This window comes from Streptomyces sp. CB03238 (genome assembly GCF_002099185.1).
Lineage (GTDB): Bacteria > Actinomycetota > Actinomycetes > Streptomycetales > Streptomycetaceae > Streptomyces.
Genome location: NZ_NBCN01000020.1, coordinates 1 through 16,479, shown reverse-complemented (window position 1 = coordinate 16,479; position 16,479 = coordinate 1). Strand labels below are relative to the sequence as shown.

Below are 16,479 nucleotides of genomic sequence, written 5' to 3'. Positions count from 1 at the left end.
GACGGAGGGTCACATCGGCAGGACGAGGTTCAACTGCGCGCCGGGCTCCAGCGTGTGCACGAGACCGCCCTGGCGCAGCTCCACATGTCCGGTGGGACGAGCCGACCAGCGTATCGCCTTGTCGTCCCGCCGCCACGACACCTCCACCACTCCCCCGCCGGGAAGCGGCAGTTGACCGGAGGCCCCCGTCCGCTCGCCGGCGAGCAACTCAAGGCGCAGCCCGCCGTCGGGCTCCACCCAGAGTCCGAGCAGCATTCGCGACAGCAGCCACGTCGGGGTTCCGGACCACTGGTGGCACCGGCTCCACCGGGGGTCGAAGTTCTCCCACCATGTCGTGGCTCCCTGGCCGAGCAGCCAGCCGTAGAGCTCCTCGATCCGTTCGAGCACCTCATGTGCCCGGCCACGACGGGCCGGCTCGATGAGCGAGAAGTGCAGGAAGTACGGCGTCACGAAGCGCTCGCCCGTGGCGAGGTGGCTGGACAGCCGTGGTCCGGTGGCGTCGAGGGGGAAGCAGGAGTCGAGGTGGTCGAGCACCAGCTGCACGGCGGCCGGCTCGGCGCTCGACGGCAGGACTCCGGCGCGGAGCGCCAGGGACGCCGCGTGGTAGCCGAGCGGTTCGGCGGACGTGCGACGAGTCAGCGTCTCGCGCAGCGCCGCGGCGGCCTCGTCGACGGCCGCGGTGGCGCTGTGTCCCACCTCGCGCAGCCAGCGGGCTGAGGCGTCCAGTCCGTCGAGGGCCTGCAGCGAGATCGACAGGCCGTCGTCGGCGGCGCCCCAGTCCACGAACGGCCACGGCAGAGGCCCCTCGATCCCCCGGGGACCGAGGCGGGCGCAGAACGCCGCGGCGTTGCGTGCCGCGGCCGGTGCCAGCTCGCCGAGCAGCTTGCGGCTGCCGGAAAGCGCGGCATGCCGCAGCACCGCCCCCGGCCACAGCGCGGAGTACGACGCGAGGTGCCGGACGGCGCCGGGCCCCTGACCGGCCACGAACCCGTCGTCATCGGCACAGGCGGCCGCCATCCGCAGCGAGCGCTCCACGATCCGCAGATCCCCGTGCGAGACGGCGGCGATCTCCATGCCCACCACGGCATCGCCCAGCCACTGGCCGCGCTCGCGGACCGGGCAGTCGACCAGGGCGTCCTCGGAGCAGGCCCGCAGCGTGTCGACGCCGACCTGCCAGATGCGATCGAGCCCGGGAGAGCCGGTCGCCAGGCTGCCGACCGGGTCGGCGGGGGCGCTGCTGCGCTCGTCGAAGCGCAACTCCCCGATATGGACCGGCGAGCCCTCGGCCAGCACGTGCACCTCGACCCAGCGCCCGGCGCGGGGAGTCACCGGCCCCAGCCGCTGCTGCCCGCCTGCGGCGACGTAATGGTCGAGGTTCGCCGACAGGCCGTTGCTCATCGAGATCCAGGGCGTGACCCGGCCATCGACGAGGTCCTCGCTGTAGAGCAGATCGACGGTGGCGCCCGGGGGCGCGCTGATCTCGGCACTCGGGCGCCCGAGCCGGACGCGGCCGAGGTCGAAGCGCGCCCACACCCCCTGCGCGGGCACCTGCCCGTCCGGCGCCAACTGCCGGGCGAACACCGTGGCGGCCGGGTCGTCCTCGGGAAGCAGCAGGCGCTCGACGAACTCCCCCCGCGCCACCCGTACGGCGGTGAGGGGCGTGAGGGACACCGGTGGGCCCATGTCGGGAGCGGGGACCGGCAGGCCGGGCACCGATACGGCGGGCGCCCACGTGTCGGCGGCGGTGCCGGGGCCTGTCCACGCCGGCAGCTCGCGCATGTCGCACCACTCGACGAAACCGAGGTTGTCGTTGACGCGGCGGACCCTCGGCCGGAACGCCCGCAGCGGCGCTGCCCGCCAGTCGAGGTCGGGGTGTCCCTCGGCCTCGACCCACAGGTGCGGCGCCACGACCGCCGCCTGTTCGGTCGGCACGCCCGGGTGCACGACGTGGAACGCCAACACGTGCGGACCGGGACCGAGGTCGAGCGCCATCTCCACGTGCTCCGGGTGGCCGGCGGGGGCGCGTGGCGGTCCTTCGGCGACGGGCTCGCCGTCGACGTGCAGCACCGCCCACCACGAGGCGGAGAAGCGCACGACGAGACGGCGCCGCTCCGGCAGGTCGACCACCGCGCGGATGCCCACGTGCGCGTCGATCTCAGGCGCGCCATTGGTCCACAGGTGCGTCATGTCGCCTCCCGGCAGTCCGTGTCGACAGGTCGTACGGCGACGGCGACGGCGTCGAACCGGTCGGGAAGGTGGAGCGTGAGCTCACTGCCGCCCACCAGTTCCCGCGGTGCCGCTCCCGCCGGGAAGGTCTGGACGTGGTGGCGCTGTCCTTCGCGCAGCCCGTGCGGGCGCACCCGCAACCGGTCGTCCTCGGTGTCCTGCCGCCACACCCCGAGCAGGCAGCCGGCCGGGGAGAAGACCTCCAGAGCCGTCAGCGCCTCGGTGCGATGCGGCGGCTGCTCGGGGCCGTGCCGGCGCACCGACGCCTTCGCGAGCAGGTCGGCCGAGGCGTTCGCGAAGGCCACCGCCTCGACCATCAGCGCCCGTTGGTCCTCGTCGAGGCGGTCCACGGGCCCACTCAGGGTCATGCGCCCGAGCAGCCCTGTGACCAGTCGGTAGCGCGTCTCGGCGAGGCTCAGGTCCGGCTCGAGCACGGCCCAGCTGACGGCCTGCGACGGGTGCAGTACGTCCAGCACCGCACGCAACACGTTGGGGAAGCTGCGCCAGCCACCGTTCCAGTGGCCGTGATCGCTGACGCTGCCGAGATGCGTGCGCGACAGCAGGCCGTAGCTCGTACGCCCGCCGCCGCTCGCGCAGTTCTCCAGTACGACGTGCGGATGCCGGGCGCGCAGCCCGTCGAGCACCGCCTGCCAGCCCGCGGCAAGCTCCAGCGCGCCTTGCCCCGGTCCGTGCGGCATCGCATCCGGTCCCGGTACGACCTCGGTGTTGTAATCGAACTTGACGTACGCGTAACCGTGGTCGACGAGCCCGTCCAGCACGCCGGCCAGGTGGTCGCGGACCTGTGGCTGCCGCAGATCGAGGAACGCCCGGCCCGCGTCGAGCAGCGGCCGGCCGTCGCGCTGCAGCAGCCAGTCCGGGTGCTCGGCCACGAGGCGCGAGGCGACCCCGGCGACCTCGGGTTCGAGCCAGATGCCCGGTACGAGCCCGGCGTCGCTCAGGTCTCCCGCCAGGGCTTTCATACCCGCGGGGAAGCGGCTCTCGTCGTGCGTCCAGTCCCCCGCCAGGGTCCACCAGGTGGCGATCTCCCCCTCGGGCGTCTGCGGTGAGTACCACCCGGCGTCCAGGACGAAGGTCTCGACGCCTGTGCCGGTCAGCGCGGCCGTCTGGGCCGCGACGGTGGAGGCGTCGAGCGTGTTCATCGTCGCGTGGTACTCGTTGTAGACGACGCCGCGACGCGGTTCCCGCGGTGCCTGGTGCAGCCAGCGGTGCCGGTGAAAGGCGTCGACCACCTCCGCGCGGTCACCCTCCACGGCACCGACCACGACCGGCACCGTCTCCAACTGCTCGCCCCTGCCCAGCACATGGCGCCAGTGTCCACCGGCGTAGTTGGGGCCGCCGGCCTGCGTGTAGACGGTGCCGGAGTCGGCGCCGACCTCCATGCGCCAGCCGGCGGAGGCGTCGACCTGCATACCGTACGAGATGCCCGCCGCGCGGTCCTCGAGCACGTAGAACGGCAGCACATGCTTCGACGACCAGGAACCGGTCGTCTCCACCGACCAGGCGTTGATACAGGACTCCGGGTACAGCGCGATGTCCGTCACCGGCCGCGACCGCAGGGTCCCCTCCCAGCACCAGCCACCGTCGTAGGTGTGCAGCCACAGGGCGTCGAAGTCGCCGTGCGCCGCCAGGCCGCGCAGCATGCCGCTGCTGACGTGGTCGACGGTCAGCGGCACCTCGGTCGCGCGGACGCTTGTCCACCGGGTCAGGCAGGAGGAACCCGGCCTCGCCAGGAAGTGCAGGTCCATCTCCAGACCCTGGTCGCCCGACGCGCTGAGGACCACGTGCAGGCCACCGTCCCCCAGGCGTTCGGCCCGGTGGCTTTGGACCGTGGTGCTCTCTGTGCTGCCGCAGCCCGTCCACCGGCTGCCGTGCTGAGGGAGCGGGCGGTCGTCCCCGGCCAGCTGCAGTTCGACCTCGGCGCCGAGCCGGCCGCCGCGCACCGACTTGAGTTCCTCGGCGCCGAGCCGGTGGCTCGGGCCGAACGCGACCTGCCGCGCCGTACCGGCGATGTCGACCGCGTGCACCACGCCGGCGGTACTGAGCAGCAGAAGCGACCCGTCGGCGTCGAGCTCGGGGCGCGTCACGGCCGCCGCCCCAGGGTGGCGCCGCGACCCGTCACCGGGAGTCTCATACCCCCACCTCCAGCGAGGAGCGAATGCGGGTCAGCGCGTCGGCCGGCGGCGCGTCGAGGAAGAACATGTCGTTGCCCGCGGTGGCGGACCCTCCCGGCGCGATGGCCCCGAAGCCGCTGGCCGCGTGGATGCAGGAGTACTCCCTGTTGTGGAAGAGGAACGCCGCCGGACGGCCGACGGTGGCGACGGTCCGGCTGCCGTCGCGGCTGCACACCGCCACCCACGGGTCGAGGACGACATCGGGCGTGGCGTGGAAGGCGGAGACGAACGGCAGGTCCGTCGCGGGGGGCGCGCCGGCGGTCGAGTAGAACTGCACGGTGGGTCGGGTGCTGTGCCGGCGCGGGACGGAGAGCAGGGGCACGGGTTCGCCGGCGATGCCGGTGAAGTGCCGTTCGCAGTCGTGGTCCCTGACGTCCCGGGCACCGCCGCAGGACAGGCAGTTGAAGGCCAGTGCGTTCTCCCAGTGGCGGTCGCTCTCGTTCTCCAAGGTGTACGACACCACGACGGCGTCGTCCAAGGACAGGTCGACCGTCATCTCGTAGGCCAGCTCGCCGGGTCGGCGTCCGGTGGCCCGCCATGTACGGGCCTCCTGCTGCTCCCACTTCGGCACCAGCGTCGTGTACCAGACGGCGGATGCGGCATCGCCGATGGCCTCCGGAAAAGCGAGCGAGAAGCGGGCACCGGGAAAGGCGGGCACCTCGCTCAGCCAGGCGCTCATGGTCCCTGCGATGGGCTCGAACTTCATCGTTTCACTCCTCAGCGGCTTCGCGCGACGCGGAAGCCGATGTAGTCCGTGCGGTTCAGCGCCCAGCCCGACTGCCCGACCGCGGCCACCCGCAGGTTGGCCGGCACCGTCGTCACCCAGCTGCCGCCCTTGACGATCGCGGTCGCGGGGTCGGGTTGGTCGGCGGTCCATTCGGCGACGTTGCCGGACAGGTCCAGGACACCGAACGGGCTGGCTCCGGCCGGCAGCGATCCCACCGGGGCGGTCCCATCGGCGCCGTAGTGGGCGTGCGACGGCTCCATCTCGTCGCCCCACGGGAAGACGCGGTGTGCGTCGGCCCGCGCGGCGCGCTCCCATTCCGCCGCCGACGGCAGGCGCACACCGGCCCAGGTGGCGAAGGCCTGGGCGTCGTGCAGGTTGACGTGGGTGACGGGGTGGTCGGCCAAGTCCTCCGGCGGGGTGGGTCCTTGCCACCAGTCGGGTGCCCTGCCGCCGCCGTCTGCGACGAAGATCGCCCACTGCTCGTTGGTGACGGGCGTGCGGCCGATGTCGTACGCGGGCAGCTCGATCCGGGCGCCGGGCAGTTCGCCGTCGAACCAGGACGGGTGCACTCCGAAACGCTCGGCCAGGGCCTCGACCTGCGTGCTCAGCGTCCCGGTCTGCGCGGTTCCCGGCGGGATGGGGACCAGATCCAGCTCCAACTCGCTGCTCGGCACAGTGCTCCTCCTCGTACGGTGACCCACAGGGTTCGGTCCTTCGCGTCCGGTCCATAAGGCCGGAGGGGTAGGGCGTCCCAGGCGGCGGTCGCACCTCCGGCACGCTCGGGTCTCGTTCGCCCGCTCTAGTAGTCGATGGTCAGCGTCGACTGCTGGGCGTGGCGCATCTTGATGAACGTGGTGCCGTTCGCGACGTGCTTGAACCCTTCCGGTGCGGCGTCGAGGTCGGTGACCGGGCCGAGACCGCGACCGTCGACCTGGACCGAACGCGGGGTGGGTATCCCGGTGATGAGAAGCTGCGACACGTGCCCCGGGAAGAACCCCAGCCTGGCGGTCAGCCTCGATGTTGTGCGCTCGGCGCCGAGCACGTCGGCGGCGGTGGAGATCCGGGTGTTCGGGTGGATCAGCGCGGTCTGCACGTCGACGGGGTGGCCGAGAAGCATGACCATGGGTTTGAGGATGTCGTCGGGGTTGAGGTCGAAGTCCTTCACCGGTGTGTTCGGGACCAGGAGCCAGCTGTCCGGGTAGCCGCCCTTGTACGGCTCGGTGGTCCGCTGCTGGTGCAGCGCGCTGATCACGATGGCCTCGGCCATCCGGCGCCAGGGGAACCCGCCGATGTCGGCCGGCAGGTGGAACGGCTTGGTGCAGCTCGGGTCGGCGGTGGCGTCGAGGAGACTGAGCAGGAAGTAGGCGTACACCAGGCCCACCCACTGCACCGGTCGGCCGAACCACGGGATGGTGAACATCGTCGCGCCGTAGTCGGAGATGGACGCGTACGGCATGTACGGCCGGTCGGGCGCCGACCACGCGTACAGGAACGGCAGTCCGGTCCGCGCCCAGTAGACGGCCCGGTTCAGGTACCGGGTCTCGCCGGTGAGCCGGTACGCCTCGGTGTAGGCACCGATGCCGTACGCGGAGCCCAGCAGCGTCGGCGTGTGGATGGGCATTTCCCAGACACCCACGGCGCGTGGCACGTTGAACTGTTCGATGAAGTGGAGAGCCCGCATACCCGCCTGATGGGCGACGGCGTCTCCGGTGAGCCGGGCATAGCGCAGGAGGCCCTGGGCGTGGACGGTCGAGACGCCCATGATCTCGGTTCCGCGTTCACCCAGGATCTCGTCCTCCGCCTCCTTGGGGTTGAAGGCCCAGCCGCCGGAGGGCAGTTGCGTGCGAATTCTGGCGTCCCTGTTCTTCTCGAACTCGGTGATGGCGCCTTCGAGGTTGCCGAGGTAGAACGGCGCGTGGAACCAGCCGCTGTACGTGCCGTCCGTGTTGCCGAGCGCGCTGCGACCGTTGTTGGTGAGGACGCTGACGACGAATTCGTGCACCCTGTTGAACACGGCCGTGCGCTCGTTGGCGTCCGTGGTCAACAGTCCGGCGATATGCAGGTTCACCCCGTACGGTACGTATTGCAGTGCCTTTTGACCGGACCACGCCGCCCACCCCTTGACCTCCGGATCCCAGAAGGACTTGAGGTAGGCGTGCCGGACGAGGGCGAGCTCGTCCTCCCAGCTGAATGGCATCGTGCCGGGCTGGGGGACGCCATGCAGCGAGTACCAGTCCTCGACGGCGGTGAGGACGTCGTCGGAGGGGTTGACGATGAAATCGGCCTTGACGGACAGCGGCCGGCCGGCCGCGGCGGAATAGGGTGCCGTCGCCCATGGCGCGTTCTCCGGGACCGGGTGGGGAACGGCCGGGACGAACAGCGAGAGCAGATGGTTGGCCTGCCCGGCGAGCCAGTTCGGTGAGGCGAACCGTGCGCTGGGGTACCGGTTCTGGCCGTCCCACTGCTGGTTCGTGTCCCAGGCGACCGACACGGTGGACCCGCCGCCGGAGATCGCCATCACCGGGACCGTGATCCTCAACGGATGCGGTGCGATACGGAGGTTGTCCGGTGGCCAGACATCGAGGGTGCTCGACGATCTCTCTCCCGCGACGAGCCATTCCAGCCCGGGGAAGAGCCCCATGTGTTTGGGTTTGCCGAAGCTGCCCTCGCCGGCGGTGAGCGAGGGGCCGCCGAAGGCGAGCAGTCTCGCCTGACGATCGGGCGTGATCGAGTACGTGGCCTGGACGGCGCGCGCGGCTGAGCCGGCGTCGTCGGACACGGGCCTGACGGCGAGCCGCAGTTGCGAGGACCATCGCACGCCGTCGGCGTCCGTCACCTGCCCCGTCAAGACGACATCGTCAGCTGCCAGTTGAGCGGTGTCCGGGACGATCGGCATCAGCCGGACGCCGTCGGCTGCCGGACCGACGAGGTAACTGAGCGGCTGCGACGTCGCCATCCGCTTCCACTCCTGGCCCGTCCGGACGTCGAGGAGGAGCTGCGTATAACCGCCGGATCCGCGAACGATGATCGCACGGACGTTCTTGTTCTGCAGGTGCACATGCCCTGCTTGGTCCTGGAAGACATGCACACCGCTGGGCCACCAGTGCGCGGACGGGGGCGGCACCGGGACGATGGGCAGGATCGCGCCGAACTGCTGGCGGCTGCCGGGTACCTCCATGTCGAACGTGGCCACGCCGGGTACGTCGACCGTCGGGCGCGCCGTCCACAGCAGTTGAGCCTTGCCGTCGGGTGCGATGACGGGAGCCTGCTGGGTCGCGCCACCGGTGACGAGGGACACCCCGCTCGGCAGCGTGATCTTCGCGGGGAAGGCCGTGGACGGTTCGCCGCCGACGTTGGACAGCTGGACGGCCAGGGTGACCTCTTCGCCGGGGCGAACCGAGCCCGGCCGTACGATCAGTGGCGCGACCGCGATCCTGGCCCCGAGTTGTTCGATACGGATGTAGTCGAACTCGATCTGGGCGCCGTCGGCGCCCGGCGGCTCCCGGTCCAGGCGGAACACCCGCACCGTTCCCTGCTGCCACAGCGCGTTCTTCGCCGCGAGATCCACCGTGTACTCGTGGAACGCGCCGTCGGCCTTGATCGGTATCTCGATCAGCTTGTCCACGCCGAGCGTCGGGGACTTGTCGGTGGCGAAGTAGACCGAGATGCTCTCACCGGCGGTCGCCCGCATCCGGAACCGGAGGATGCGGTCGCGGATGCCGTTGAGGTTCAACGGCGGCGCGGTCATGTAGGGGTCGAAGCCGTTGACGCTGGTGCTGAGTGTGCCGCCGCGCACGACGAACGGCGCCAGGCCTTTCGCCGCCGTCCATCCTTCGGCGTCGCCGTCCTTGTTGAATTCCCACCCCACCGCTGTGCCGGTGGTGGTGATCGGCTGGATGAACAAGCCACGAGCCGAATCGAACTCCCAGGGCCCGGTGTCAGCGCGCTCCGCGGCACCGGCCGGTGTGACCCGGAAGAAACCGCTGCCGAGCACGGCGACCGTGCCGATAGCGCCGAACTGTAGGAATTGCCTTCGTCCGATGCCGTTGGTGCCCATGGTGCGGTCCTTTCGTTTCAGGCCGGCTGGAGCTGTCTTGGCCGCGAGGCCGGCGGGGGTGGCCGTTCGGCCGGCGCGACGCCGCGACACCTTCGGTGCGGGCACCTCCCTGGCTGGACGAGCGGCCCATCGAGCCGGGCGTCGCGGACAGTTCCGCAGCCCACTCGGCTGTCTGATCAGCCGAGGCCGGGGTCTACTTTCCGGTGCCGCCGCCCGCAAGCCCGCCCTGCATTCCGGCGAGGAAATGCTTGGACAGGAACACGAAGAGCAACAGCAGCGGGATGCTCGCGATGGCGTATCCCGCGAACAGCGGACCGTATTCCGTCGCGTGCTGAGTCTGGAAGAACTGCAGACCCGCCGACACGGTGCGCAGATCGTTCTCAGTGACGGTGAGCAAGGGCCAGAAGAAGTCGTTCCACACGCCGATCACGGTCACCAACGCGACGGTTCCGACGACGGGGAGCGACAACGGAACCATGATGGAGAAGAACATCCGCAGCCCGCCGGCGCCGTCCACGCGCGCGGCGTCGAAGAGCTCCTGCGGCAGCTGCTCGACAAACGTCTTCATCAGCAGGGTTCCGAGCACCGCGCCGCCTACGAGGTGCGGGATGACGAGCACGATGCGGGTGTTGAGCAGCCCCATGTCGCGCATGAGCACGAACATCGGGATCAGACTGGAGATGCCCGGCACCATGAGCAGCACCGCGACCAGCCCGAAGAGCACGTTCCTTCCGAAGAATTCGTAACGGGCGAAGACGAACGCCGCCACCATGCACAGCGCGAGCGCTCCGACACTGGAGGCGATTGCCACGACCACTGAGGTGACCAGGTACGGCTGGATCTGCTCCCAGGCCCTGGCGTAGTTGTCGAAGTGGAACGGCAGGCTGGGCAACCACCACGACTCGTAGTACTGCTGGTTGGTCTTCAGCGACGTCATGAGCATGAAGAGGAACGGGAAGAGCCCGACGAACGCGATGACACTGAGCACGCCTTTGATCGCGAGCTGGTTGCCGCGCCGACGTCCGCGCGACGTGGCCGGCCCCGCCGCGGTTCGCCCCGGTTCACTCCGGTCCGGGGCGCTGTGCAGGCGGAGCTGGACCTCAGAGTCGACGGACATCGGCCCGGTCCTCTCTTCTGACGAACACGATGATGATGCTCAGGAGGATCGTCATGACGAACAGCGTGGTGGACAGCGCGGCGGCATAGCCCCACTCGCTGCCCTGGAACGCCACTCCGAGCATGCGGAGCACCGGCACCTCGGTCGCGTTGTCGGGTCCGCCTCCGGTGAGCAGGTACGCCGCGAAGCCGTATTGCAGGACGTTGATCGTCGCCAGGAACACCAGCAGTTTGAGCTGGCTCGCCATCAGCGGAAGGTCGATCGCGAAGAGCCGCCGCAGCCGGCCGCAGCCGTCGAGGGCGGCCGCCTCGAACACCTCGGCCGGAACGTTCTGCAGGGTGGTGAGAAACACCAGGAACGGAAGTCCGGCGACGAACGGGAAACCGATGAACAGCAGCGACAGCAGCGCGAACTGCGGATCGCCCACCCAGTTCTGTGCCAGAGCGTCAAGTCCGACGGCTCGCAGTACGCGATTGATGACGCCGTTGTTGGGTTCGTACATCGCTGCCCAGAGCAGGACCGTGACGACTCCGGGAAACGCCATGGGCGCGATCAGGGCGGTGCGGAAGAAGAACTGAGCTCGCTTGCTCTTCAGGCTGATGATGAGCTCGGCCGCGAGCAGCGGAATCGCCCACGCCACGGTGATACCGAAGACGAAGATGACGCCGAGATTGCGGAACGACCGCCACCACAGGTCGTCGTCCAGCATGGCCCTGTAGTTGTCCAGTCCGACGAAGGGCGAGTCGAAGCCCGGCCGCCATTCGTAGAACGAGTGCCAGATCCCGCTTGCCGCCGGGTAGTAGGCGAACACGGCCAGCGTCGCGAAGAGTGGTATGAGGGCCAGATAGGCAAACCAGGGAAAGCGTTTCCAGCCCCTCGCCATCACTCCCCCTTCCGAGTGTCGCGCCTCGTCCTGTACCGGCCGAGTCGCCCGCCCGCTGTTTCCGCCGGTCTCTACTTCGCCCAAGGCTCGTTCCCCCACGTGCCGTCCTTGACGGCCTGGCGTTGCCCCTTGATCCACAGGTCCTGGAGGTAACGCTGCTGCTCCGGCAGTGACTTCGTGCCCAGCAGCCAGCCATCGACGAGGCTGAGCCTGGTCACACCCGGCGGCCCGATGGGCATGACCAGGGGGACCGGTTCGCCCCAGCTGCCCTCGGCGAACATCTTCGTCTCGTCGGCGCCGGAAGCGCCCTCGACCGCGGGGATGCCACCGGTGGCCTTCAGCCAGGGCTGCACGTTCTCCGGCGAACTGACGAACTGCAGGAACTTCACGGCGGCTTCGAGCTTCTTGCCCTTGACGGTCGACGGAATCATGTAGTTGGTGCCGCCGACACCGGCCCCGAATCTCGCCGGAGCGCCATTGGCGAGCGGCGTGGACTCCTTGGTGATCTGTGGGAACGGCATGCTGGCGAAGTCGAACTTCACGTCCTGCAAGGAGGTGACACCGAAGTTGACGCCCCACGCCATGCCGGCCTTGCCGGCCGCGAAGTCACGCAGTCCGACCACGGCACCGTTGAGCCCCTCGGTGTTGCCCGACCACTGCTTGTCGACGCAGGAGTCCCACACCTTCTTGAGGAGCTTGAGCGACTCGACGGCCTCGGGCGTCTTCGGCGTCAGATCGCCGGAGAGCACGGCCTTGGCGAGCGACTTGTTGGTGACGACGGGTTCGCCCGTCGCCGACGTCGCCTTTCCGGGCTTGCCGTCCGCCGTGTAGACGTTGAGCCGATCGACGTGCTTGTCGAGCAACATCCCGCTGATCGCGGTCATCGTCCAATCGGGGCCCAGGTCGGACCGGTCCATCGCGAGCGGTGTGTAGCCGGCTCCCTTCAGCTTGGCGCACCCATCGATGAAGTCCTCGAAGGTCTTGAACGGCCCCGTCACTCCGGCCTTGTCGAACGCCTCCTTGTTGTAGAACAACCCGGTCCCGGCCAGGTTGAAGGGCACGAACTCAAGCTTGCCCTCAGCGTTGCGGAGCGCCGGATTCTCGAGGCCGTAGTAGCGCTTGCGGAAGGCGTCGGCCCACTTCTCGCTACCCGGTCCGGACCTGATGTAGGGGTTGGGTTTCGCGAGGTACTCGTCGAGGGCGTGCACCATGTGCGGCTTGTGGGGTACCTGACTGAACACCAACTCTGGTGCGGTACCGGCGGCAAGGTGCGTGGAGATCGTCTGCGCGAAGCTGTTCAGCGGCAGCACGACAGTCTTGACCTTGATATTCGGCTCCGCCTTCTGGAAGGATGCGACGAGGTCCTCCCACGGCTTACCGAACGACGAACCGCTCTCGCTCCACTGGTTCGGGCCCTCCAGGGTGATGGTCACGGTATCCCCGGACGACGAATCGTCCCCGCCGGAACCGCAGGCGGTCAGGCCCAACGCCAGGGCTGCGGTGGTTGCGGTCAGGCGCACCGCGGCCGAACCTCGCGACCGCAGGAATCCGCTGCGTGATCGTTCGCTCAAACCCAATCTGAGCATGTGTACACCTTTCTTGGCCCCGCGACTGTGCGGTCCGGGAGTGGTGCCCAACGACGCTCTGGAACGTTTCAATTGGCTGGACGTGAACCTAGGTCCGCGCTCCATCCACTGTCAATACAGTGACCGAATTCACACAAAGCCGTTGCTGCAGGCGCAGTTGGCGGGCCGCGTGAGGGAACGGTCCCTCATCTGACCGACGTTCACGGGTTCGCCACGGCGGCGAGGGTCACGACCCCTCGTCCCCCTCGAAGGACATGGGCAGACCCTGCGTTAGCTGTCGCGAATGGAGCAACAGGACCGCAAGGCAGATGGACTATTTCTCTGTCACACGCAGCTCGGGATGCTGCTCCAAGAGCCTCGGCGTGGCCGCCCTGACGCCAGGAGTCCGTCAGGATCGCACGCAGCTCCTCCACGTCGTCGAGCGCCGCGAGCCGGACGCGCACCCAGGCGAAGGATGCCTCATGGTCGGTGATCCAGAACTTGTGCGGCTCGGCGAGAACCAGTTCATCGCGCTCCTCCTTCGGGCAGCGCACCGCGACCGAGATCGCAGGTGCCATCCAGCTCCTCGGTGCGTCCACTATCACGGTGCGCGCCCTTTCGCAAAGAGCGGAAGCGGGCGAGTCTTCCGGGGAGTCGAGATTCCTGTGGCCGACATGCGCCCCTTCCCTTCAACTCGTCGCGCAGGCGCTGTAGGCGTCGAGCCCGTCCTCCTGGACACTTCTGAAGTCGCTGCGCTGCTCAACATGTCCTCGAGCTGGTCTATAGGGAGGCATCGAAACTGAGGAAGGGACTGCGGCGACGCCGGCGACGGACCGGTCAGGACCGGGACCCCCACCGAGCCCGGATCTCCGCAGCATGCGCTTCCCCAACGACCGCGGCCCAGCCCACCGGCCACGAGTCGACGAATCCGCAGGCGTCCTTCGCCGTCAGCTTCGCCCAGGTGTCGGGCCGGTGCCGCGCGGCCTGGCCGACTGCCTCGCACTCGCCGGTCTCCGGTCGCGATGAACCGCGCCCACCGGAAGGCGGCACCCGCCCGGAAGGAGTCGCGCCAGAACGTCGCAGGACGGTGCCGACCGGAGCATGCTGGTCGCGGGACGGCCACGCCGGGCTCTTGGTGTTGTCGACGAAGCCACGGGCATTGTGTTCCGATTCGACCTCCAGGCCTCACGGGCGGGCGGCGACCACAGCGACGTCGACTTCACGATACGGCAGGTGTACACGGCCGTCCGTCCTTCTTGCCCCTTCAGCCACGCTTGCCCTCCCCTTTTCCGTGGGACATTTTCTTGGCGGATCCCGCCATCGGCGAAGGGGCCGCTGCCTACATCTACTCCCTCACAGGAAGGAGGGTCCGGCAGCGAAAGCTGCCGGACCCTCCGCGCGCAGCGATTCAGTCCCCGATGAACAACAGGTAGCCCGAGCGACGGATCGCCTCGTGGGCCTCCTCGATGACCCGTCTCACCACAGGGGTCTTCTCGTTCTCCGGCAGCTCTTCGAGTTCGACGACGAGGCGCTCCAGCTGGGGGGTGTTGAACATGGTCAGGTCGTACGGCGAGATGCCCCGCCGCAGACTGGTGTCCGGCGCTCGGCCGCACAGCGCGAGGAAGGTGTCCTCCGCGTCGTCGTCGAACTGCTCGACGACGTCCTGCGCGCGGTTCAATCGCCGCATTCCCAGACCCATGCCGGGTCTCCTCTCTCGTCTCAGCTCGTCGGAAGGATGGGGTACATCGTGACCAGGTCTCCGTGCACACTCACCACGATCGTGAGGCAGTGGGTCTCCTGCTCTCCGCTCTGCCTGGAAGACTTGCCGAACTTCTTCTTGGGGTCGAGGCAGACGTTCTTCTCACGGTAGGCGGAGCCGCCGCTCGCGTGCTTCCACCCTCCCTGGTCGGTGATCGCCCCGTTGAAGATGTCCTTCAGGTCCCCGAGAGTGAGGTCGGAGTTGAACAGCCCCTTCTTGTCGGTGACCATCCGTCCGCCCTCGAAGTGGTAGTCCCGGAGGTTCCTCAGCGCGAGCGTGTCGAGGGCGACTTCGATGCCGCCTTCGGGGAGGTTCTGGCCGGTGGGAATGAACTCGCAGTCGTCCCAGCCGTCCCAGCCGTCCCAACCGTCGAATCCTCCCCCGCCGGAGGCAGGGGCCGCCATGAAGGCCGCCCTCTGGGCGGACTTGGGCTTGGGCTTGGTGGGGCAGAGGACGGCCTGGGCCCGCTCGATGATCTTCTCGCCCTTGTCGACGAGTTTCCTCGCCTTGGCCGTCTTGTCGAGGAATTCGTCGATCCCCGCAATTGCCTTCGCGATCTTGGGCAGCTTGCTGGCGATCTTGAGAGCCTTGACCGGGCCGAGGTTCTGGATGATGGCCCAGATGCAGATGCCGACGTCGGGGTCGTCCCAGCACTCTTTGATGTCCTCGGCGAACAGTTCGACGAGGAGCTCGCCGCCGTTCTCCTTCAGGTAGTCGAGCAGGTCCTTCTGCGCCAGTGCCCTGGCCGCCTCGAATTCCGCGACGCTGATGCCGGCAGCTTCGAGCGCCTTGCGCTGCGCCTCCGTCAGGTCGCCGCCGGAGACGTCCTTCCCGCCCCTGGCGGCTTCCTCGCGCTCCTTGCGCTCCAGCTCGCGCTGGTACTCCTCGGCCTTCTTGGCGGCCTCGTCGGCCTCCTTGGCGTAGGTGCCGGCGTTCTTGGCGGCCGTTTCGGCGGAGGTGGCGTGCTTCTCGGCGGACTCGGCGAACGTGTTCGCGTCGGCGGCGTCCTTCTCCGCCTGGGCGGCGGCGCCCTGGGCGACGCTCGCCTCCTTCTCGGCCAGGCTCGCGGCGCTGTTGGCGGCGGCCGCCTGGTTCTCGGCGTCGGCGGCGGCGCCCCGGGCGCGAGCCGCCTCGGCCTCGGCCTGGGTGGCGGCGTTGCGGGCGGCGGCCGCGTCCGCGAACGCCTGGTTGGCGGCCGAGCGGGCGAGCTTGGCATCGGCCTGGGCCTGGGCGTCCGCCTCGTTGGCGCGTGCCGCGGCGGCCCGTGCCTTGGCGCCGTCCTCTGCGGCCTGGGCGGCGGACTTCATCGCCGCGGCCGAGGAGCGTGCCGCGTCGGCGGAGGAACGGGCGGCGGCTGCCGCCGCCTTGAAGGCCGGAGCCACCTGGGCGTTGGCCCGCTTGGCCGCGGCCTCGGCGGCCTCGGCCGCCTTGACCGCCTCCGCGGCCCTCGCCTCGGCCTTGGTCACCTCGGCCTGGCCCATCGCCTGGGCGGCCTTGGCGACCTCGACGGCGAAGTCGGCGTCGACGTCCGTGCCGGTGAACGGCGCGGTGAGCAGGATGGCGGTGTTGGCCGGGTCGGCGATGCCGGCCGCGGTGGTACGGGCCGACGTGGCGGCCTGGACCGCGATCGTGGACTGGAGGCGGGCCATTGCCGCCTCACGGGTGGCGCCGTCGGCCTCGTCGCGGGTGCGGTTGGCCGCCTGGAGGGCCTGGTTGGCGTGCACGGCGGCCATCCCGGCCAGCCGGGACGCCTCGTGGGCGGCGATTCCGGCCCGGGCCTCCTGCGCGGTGGCCTCCGCCGCCCGGGCGTTGGCCCGCTGCGCGGCGGCGCGGGTGGCGGCGGCCTCGGCCTCGGCCTTGGTCGCCGCGGCGTTCGCCGCGAAGGCGGCCGCCTCGGCCTTGTTGGCGGCGGCGTTGGCGCGTGCCGCGTGCGCGGTGGCCTCGGCAGCCGCC

General features: G+C 69.6%; 9 protein-coding genes and 2 pseudogenes. All 11 read right to left on the bottom strand.

Annotated elements, in window-relative coordinates:
• Window positions 1-9 precede the first annotated feature (9 nt).
• Entirely contained in the window at window positions 10-2,187 is a 2,178-nt protein-coding gene (locus BKD26_RS29495; protein WP_084904434.1) for a family 78 glycoside hydrolase catalytic domain, read from the bottom strand.
• The gene (locus BKD26_RS29490) at window positions 2,184-4,331 is read right to left on the bottom strand and encodes a glycoside hydrolase family 36 protein (protein ID WP_084904431.1); all 2,148 of its coding nucleotides are present in this window, start codon (window positions 4,329-4,331) and stop codon (window positions 2,184-2,186) included. Before BKD26_RS29490 ends, BKD26_RS29495 begins: the two co-directional genes overlap by 4 nt.
• A 43-nt stretch (window positions 4,332-4,374) precedes the next feature.
• Window positions 4,375-5,124 (bottom strand): hypothetical protein, encoded by a 750-nt coding sequence (locus BKD26_RS29485; protein WP_084904428.1) that lies wholly within the window; start codon window positions 5,122-5,124, stop codon window positions 4,375-4,377.
• A gap of 11 nt (window positions 5,125-5,135) precedes the next feature.
• Window positions 5,136-5,819, bottom strand: a complete 684-nt coding sequence (locus BKD26_RS29480; RefSeq protein WP_206603734.1) for an SUMF1/EgtB/PvdO family nonheme iron enzyme — start codon at window positions 5,817-5,819, stop codon at window positions 5,136-5,138.
• Window positions 5,820-5,944: 125 nt separating this feature from the next.
• A complete protein-coding gene (locus BKD26_RS29475) occupies window positions 5,945-9,202 on the bottom strand; it encodes a DUF11 domain-containing protein (protein ID WP_206603733.1) in 3,258 nt (1,085 codons plus the stop codon).
• 193 nt (window positions 9,203-9,395) lie between these two features.
• Window positions 9,396-10,319 carry a carbohydrate ABC transporter permease gene (locus tag BKD26_RS29470; RefSeq protein WP_179166753.1) on the bottom strand — a complete coding sequence of 308 codons (924 nt, stop codon included), beginning with the start codon at window positions 10,317-10,319 and terminating at the stop codon, window positions 9,396-9,398.
• Window positions 10,303-11,202 carry a sugar ABC transporter permease gene (locus BKD26_RS29465; RefSeq protein WP_084904425.1) on the bottom strand — a complete coding sequence of 300 codons (900 nt, stop codon included), beginning with the start codon at window positions 11,200-11,202 and terminating at the stop codon, window positions 10,303-10,305. Before BKD26_RS29465 ends, BKD26_RS29470 begins: the two co-directional genes overlap by 17 nt.
• A gap of 71 nt (window positions 11,203-11,273) precedes the next feature.
• A complete protein-coding gene (locus tag BKD26_RS29460; protein WP_084904422.1) occupies window positions 11,274-12,893 on the bottom strand; it encodes an extracellular solute-binding protein in 1,620 nt (539 codons plus the stop codon).
• A gap of 208 nt (window positions 12,894-13,101) precedes the next feature.
• Window positions 13,102-13,330 (bottom strand): annotated as a pseudogene (locus BKD26_RS29455) (MmcQ/YjbR family DNA-binding protein); the annotation flags it as partial.
• Window positions 13,331-14,175: 845 nt separating this feature from the next.
• The gene (locus BKD26_RS29450) at window positions 14,176-14,466 is read right to left on the bottom strand and encodes a hypothetical protein (protein ID WP_084904419.1); all 291 of its coding nucleotides are present in this window, start codon (window positions 14,464-14,466) and stop codon (window positions 14,176-14,178) included.
• A 20-nt stretch (window positions 14,467-14,486) separates the two neighbouring features.
• Window positions 14,487-16,479, bottom strand: a pseudogene (locus BKD26_RS29445) (hypothetical protein); the annotation flags it as partial.

Bases quoted from the DNA above. Each gene is read 5' to 3' on its own strand.
- BKD26_RS29495 (WP_084904434.1), bottom strand. From the start codon at position 2,187: ATGACGCACCTGTGGACCAATGGCGCGCCTGAGATCGACGCGCACGTG.
- BKD26_RS29485 (WP_084904428.1), bottom strand. From the start codon at position 5,124: ATGAAGTTCGAGCCCATCGCAGGGACCATGAGCGCCTGGCTGAGCGAG.
- BKD26_RS29475 (WP_206603733.1), bottom strand. From the start codon at position 9,202: ATGGGCACCAACGGCATCGGACGAAGGCAATTCCTACAGTTCGGCGCT.
- BKD26_RS29470 (WP_179166753.1), bottom strand. From the start codon at position 10,319: ATGTCCGTCGACTCTGAGGTCCAGCTCCGCCTGCACAGCGCCCCGGAC.
- BKD26_RS29465 (WP_084904425.1), bottom strand. From the start codon at position 11,202: ATGGCGAGGGGCTGGAAACGCTTTCCCTGGTTTGCCTATCTGGCCCTC.
- BKD26_RS29460 (WP_084904422.1), bottom strand. From the start codon at position 12,893: ATGGAGCGCGGACCTAGGTTCACGTCCAGCCAATTGAAACGTTCCAGA.
- BKD26_RS29450 (WP_084904419.1), bottom strand. From the start codon at position 14,466: ATGGGTCTGGGAATGCGGCGATTGAACCGCGCGCAGGACGTCGTCGAG.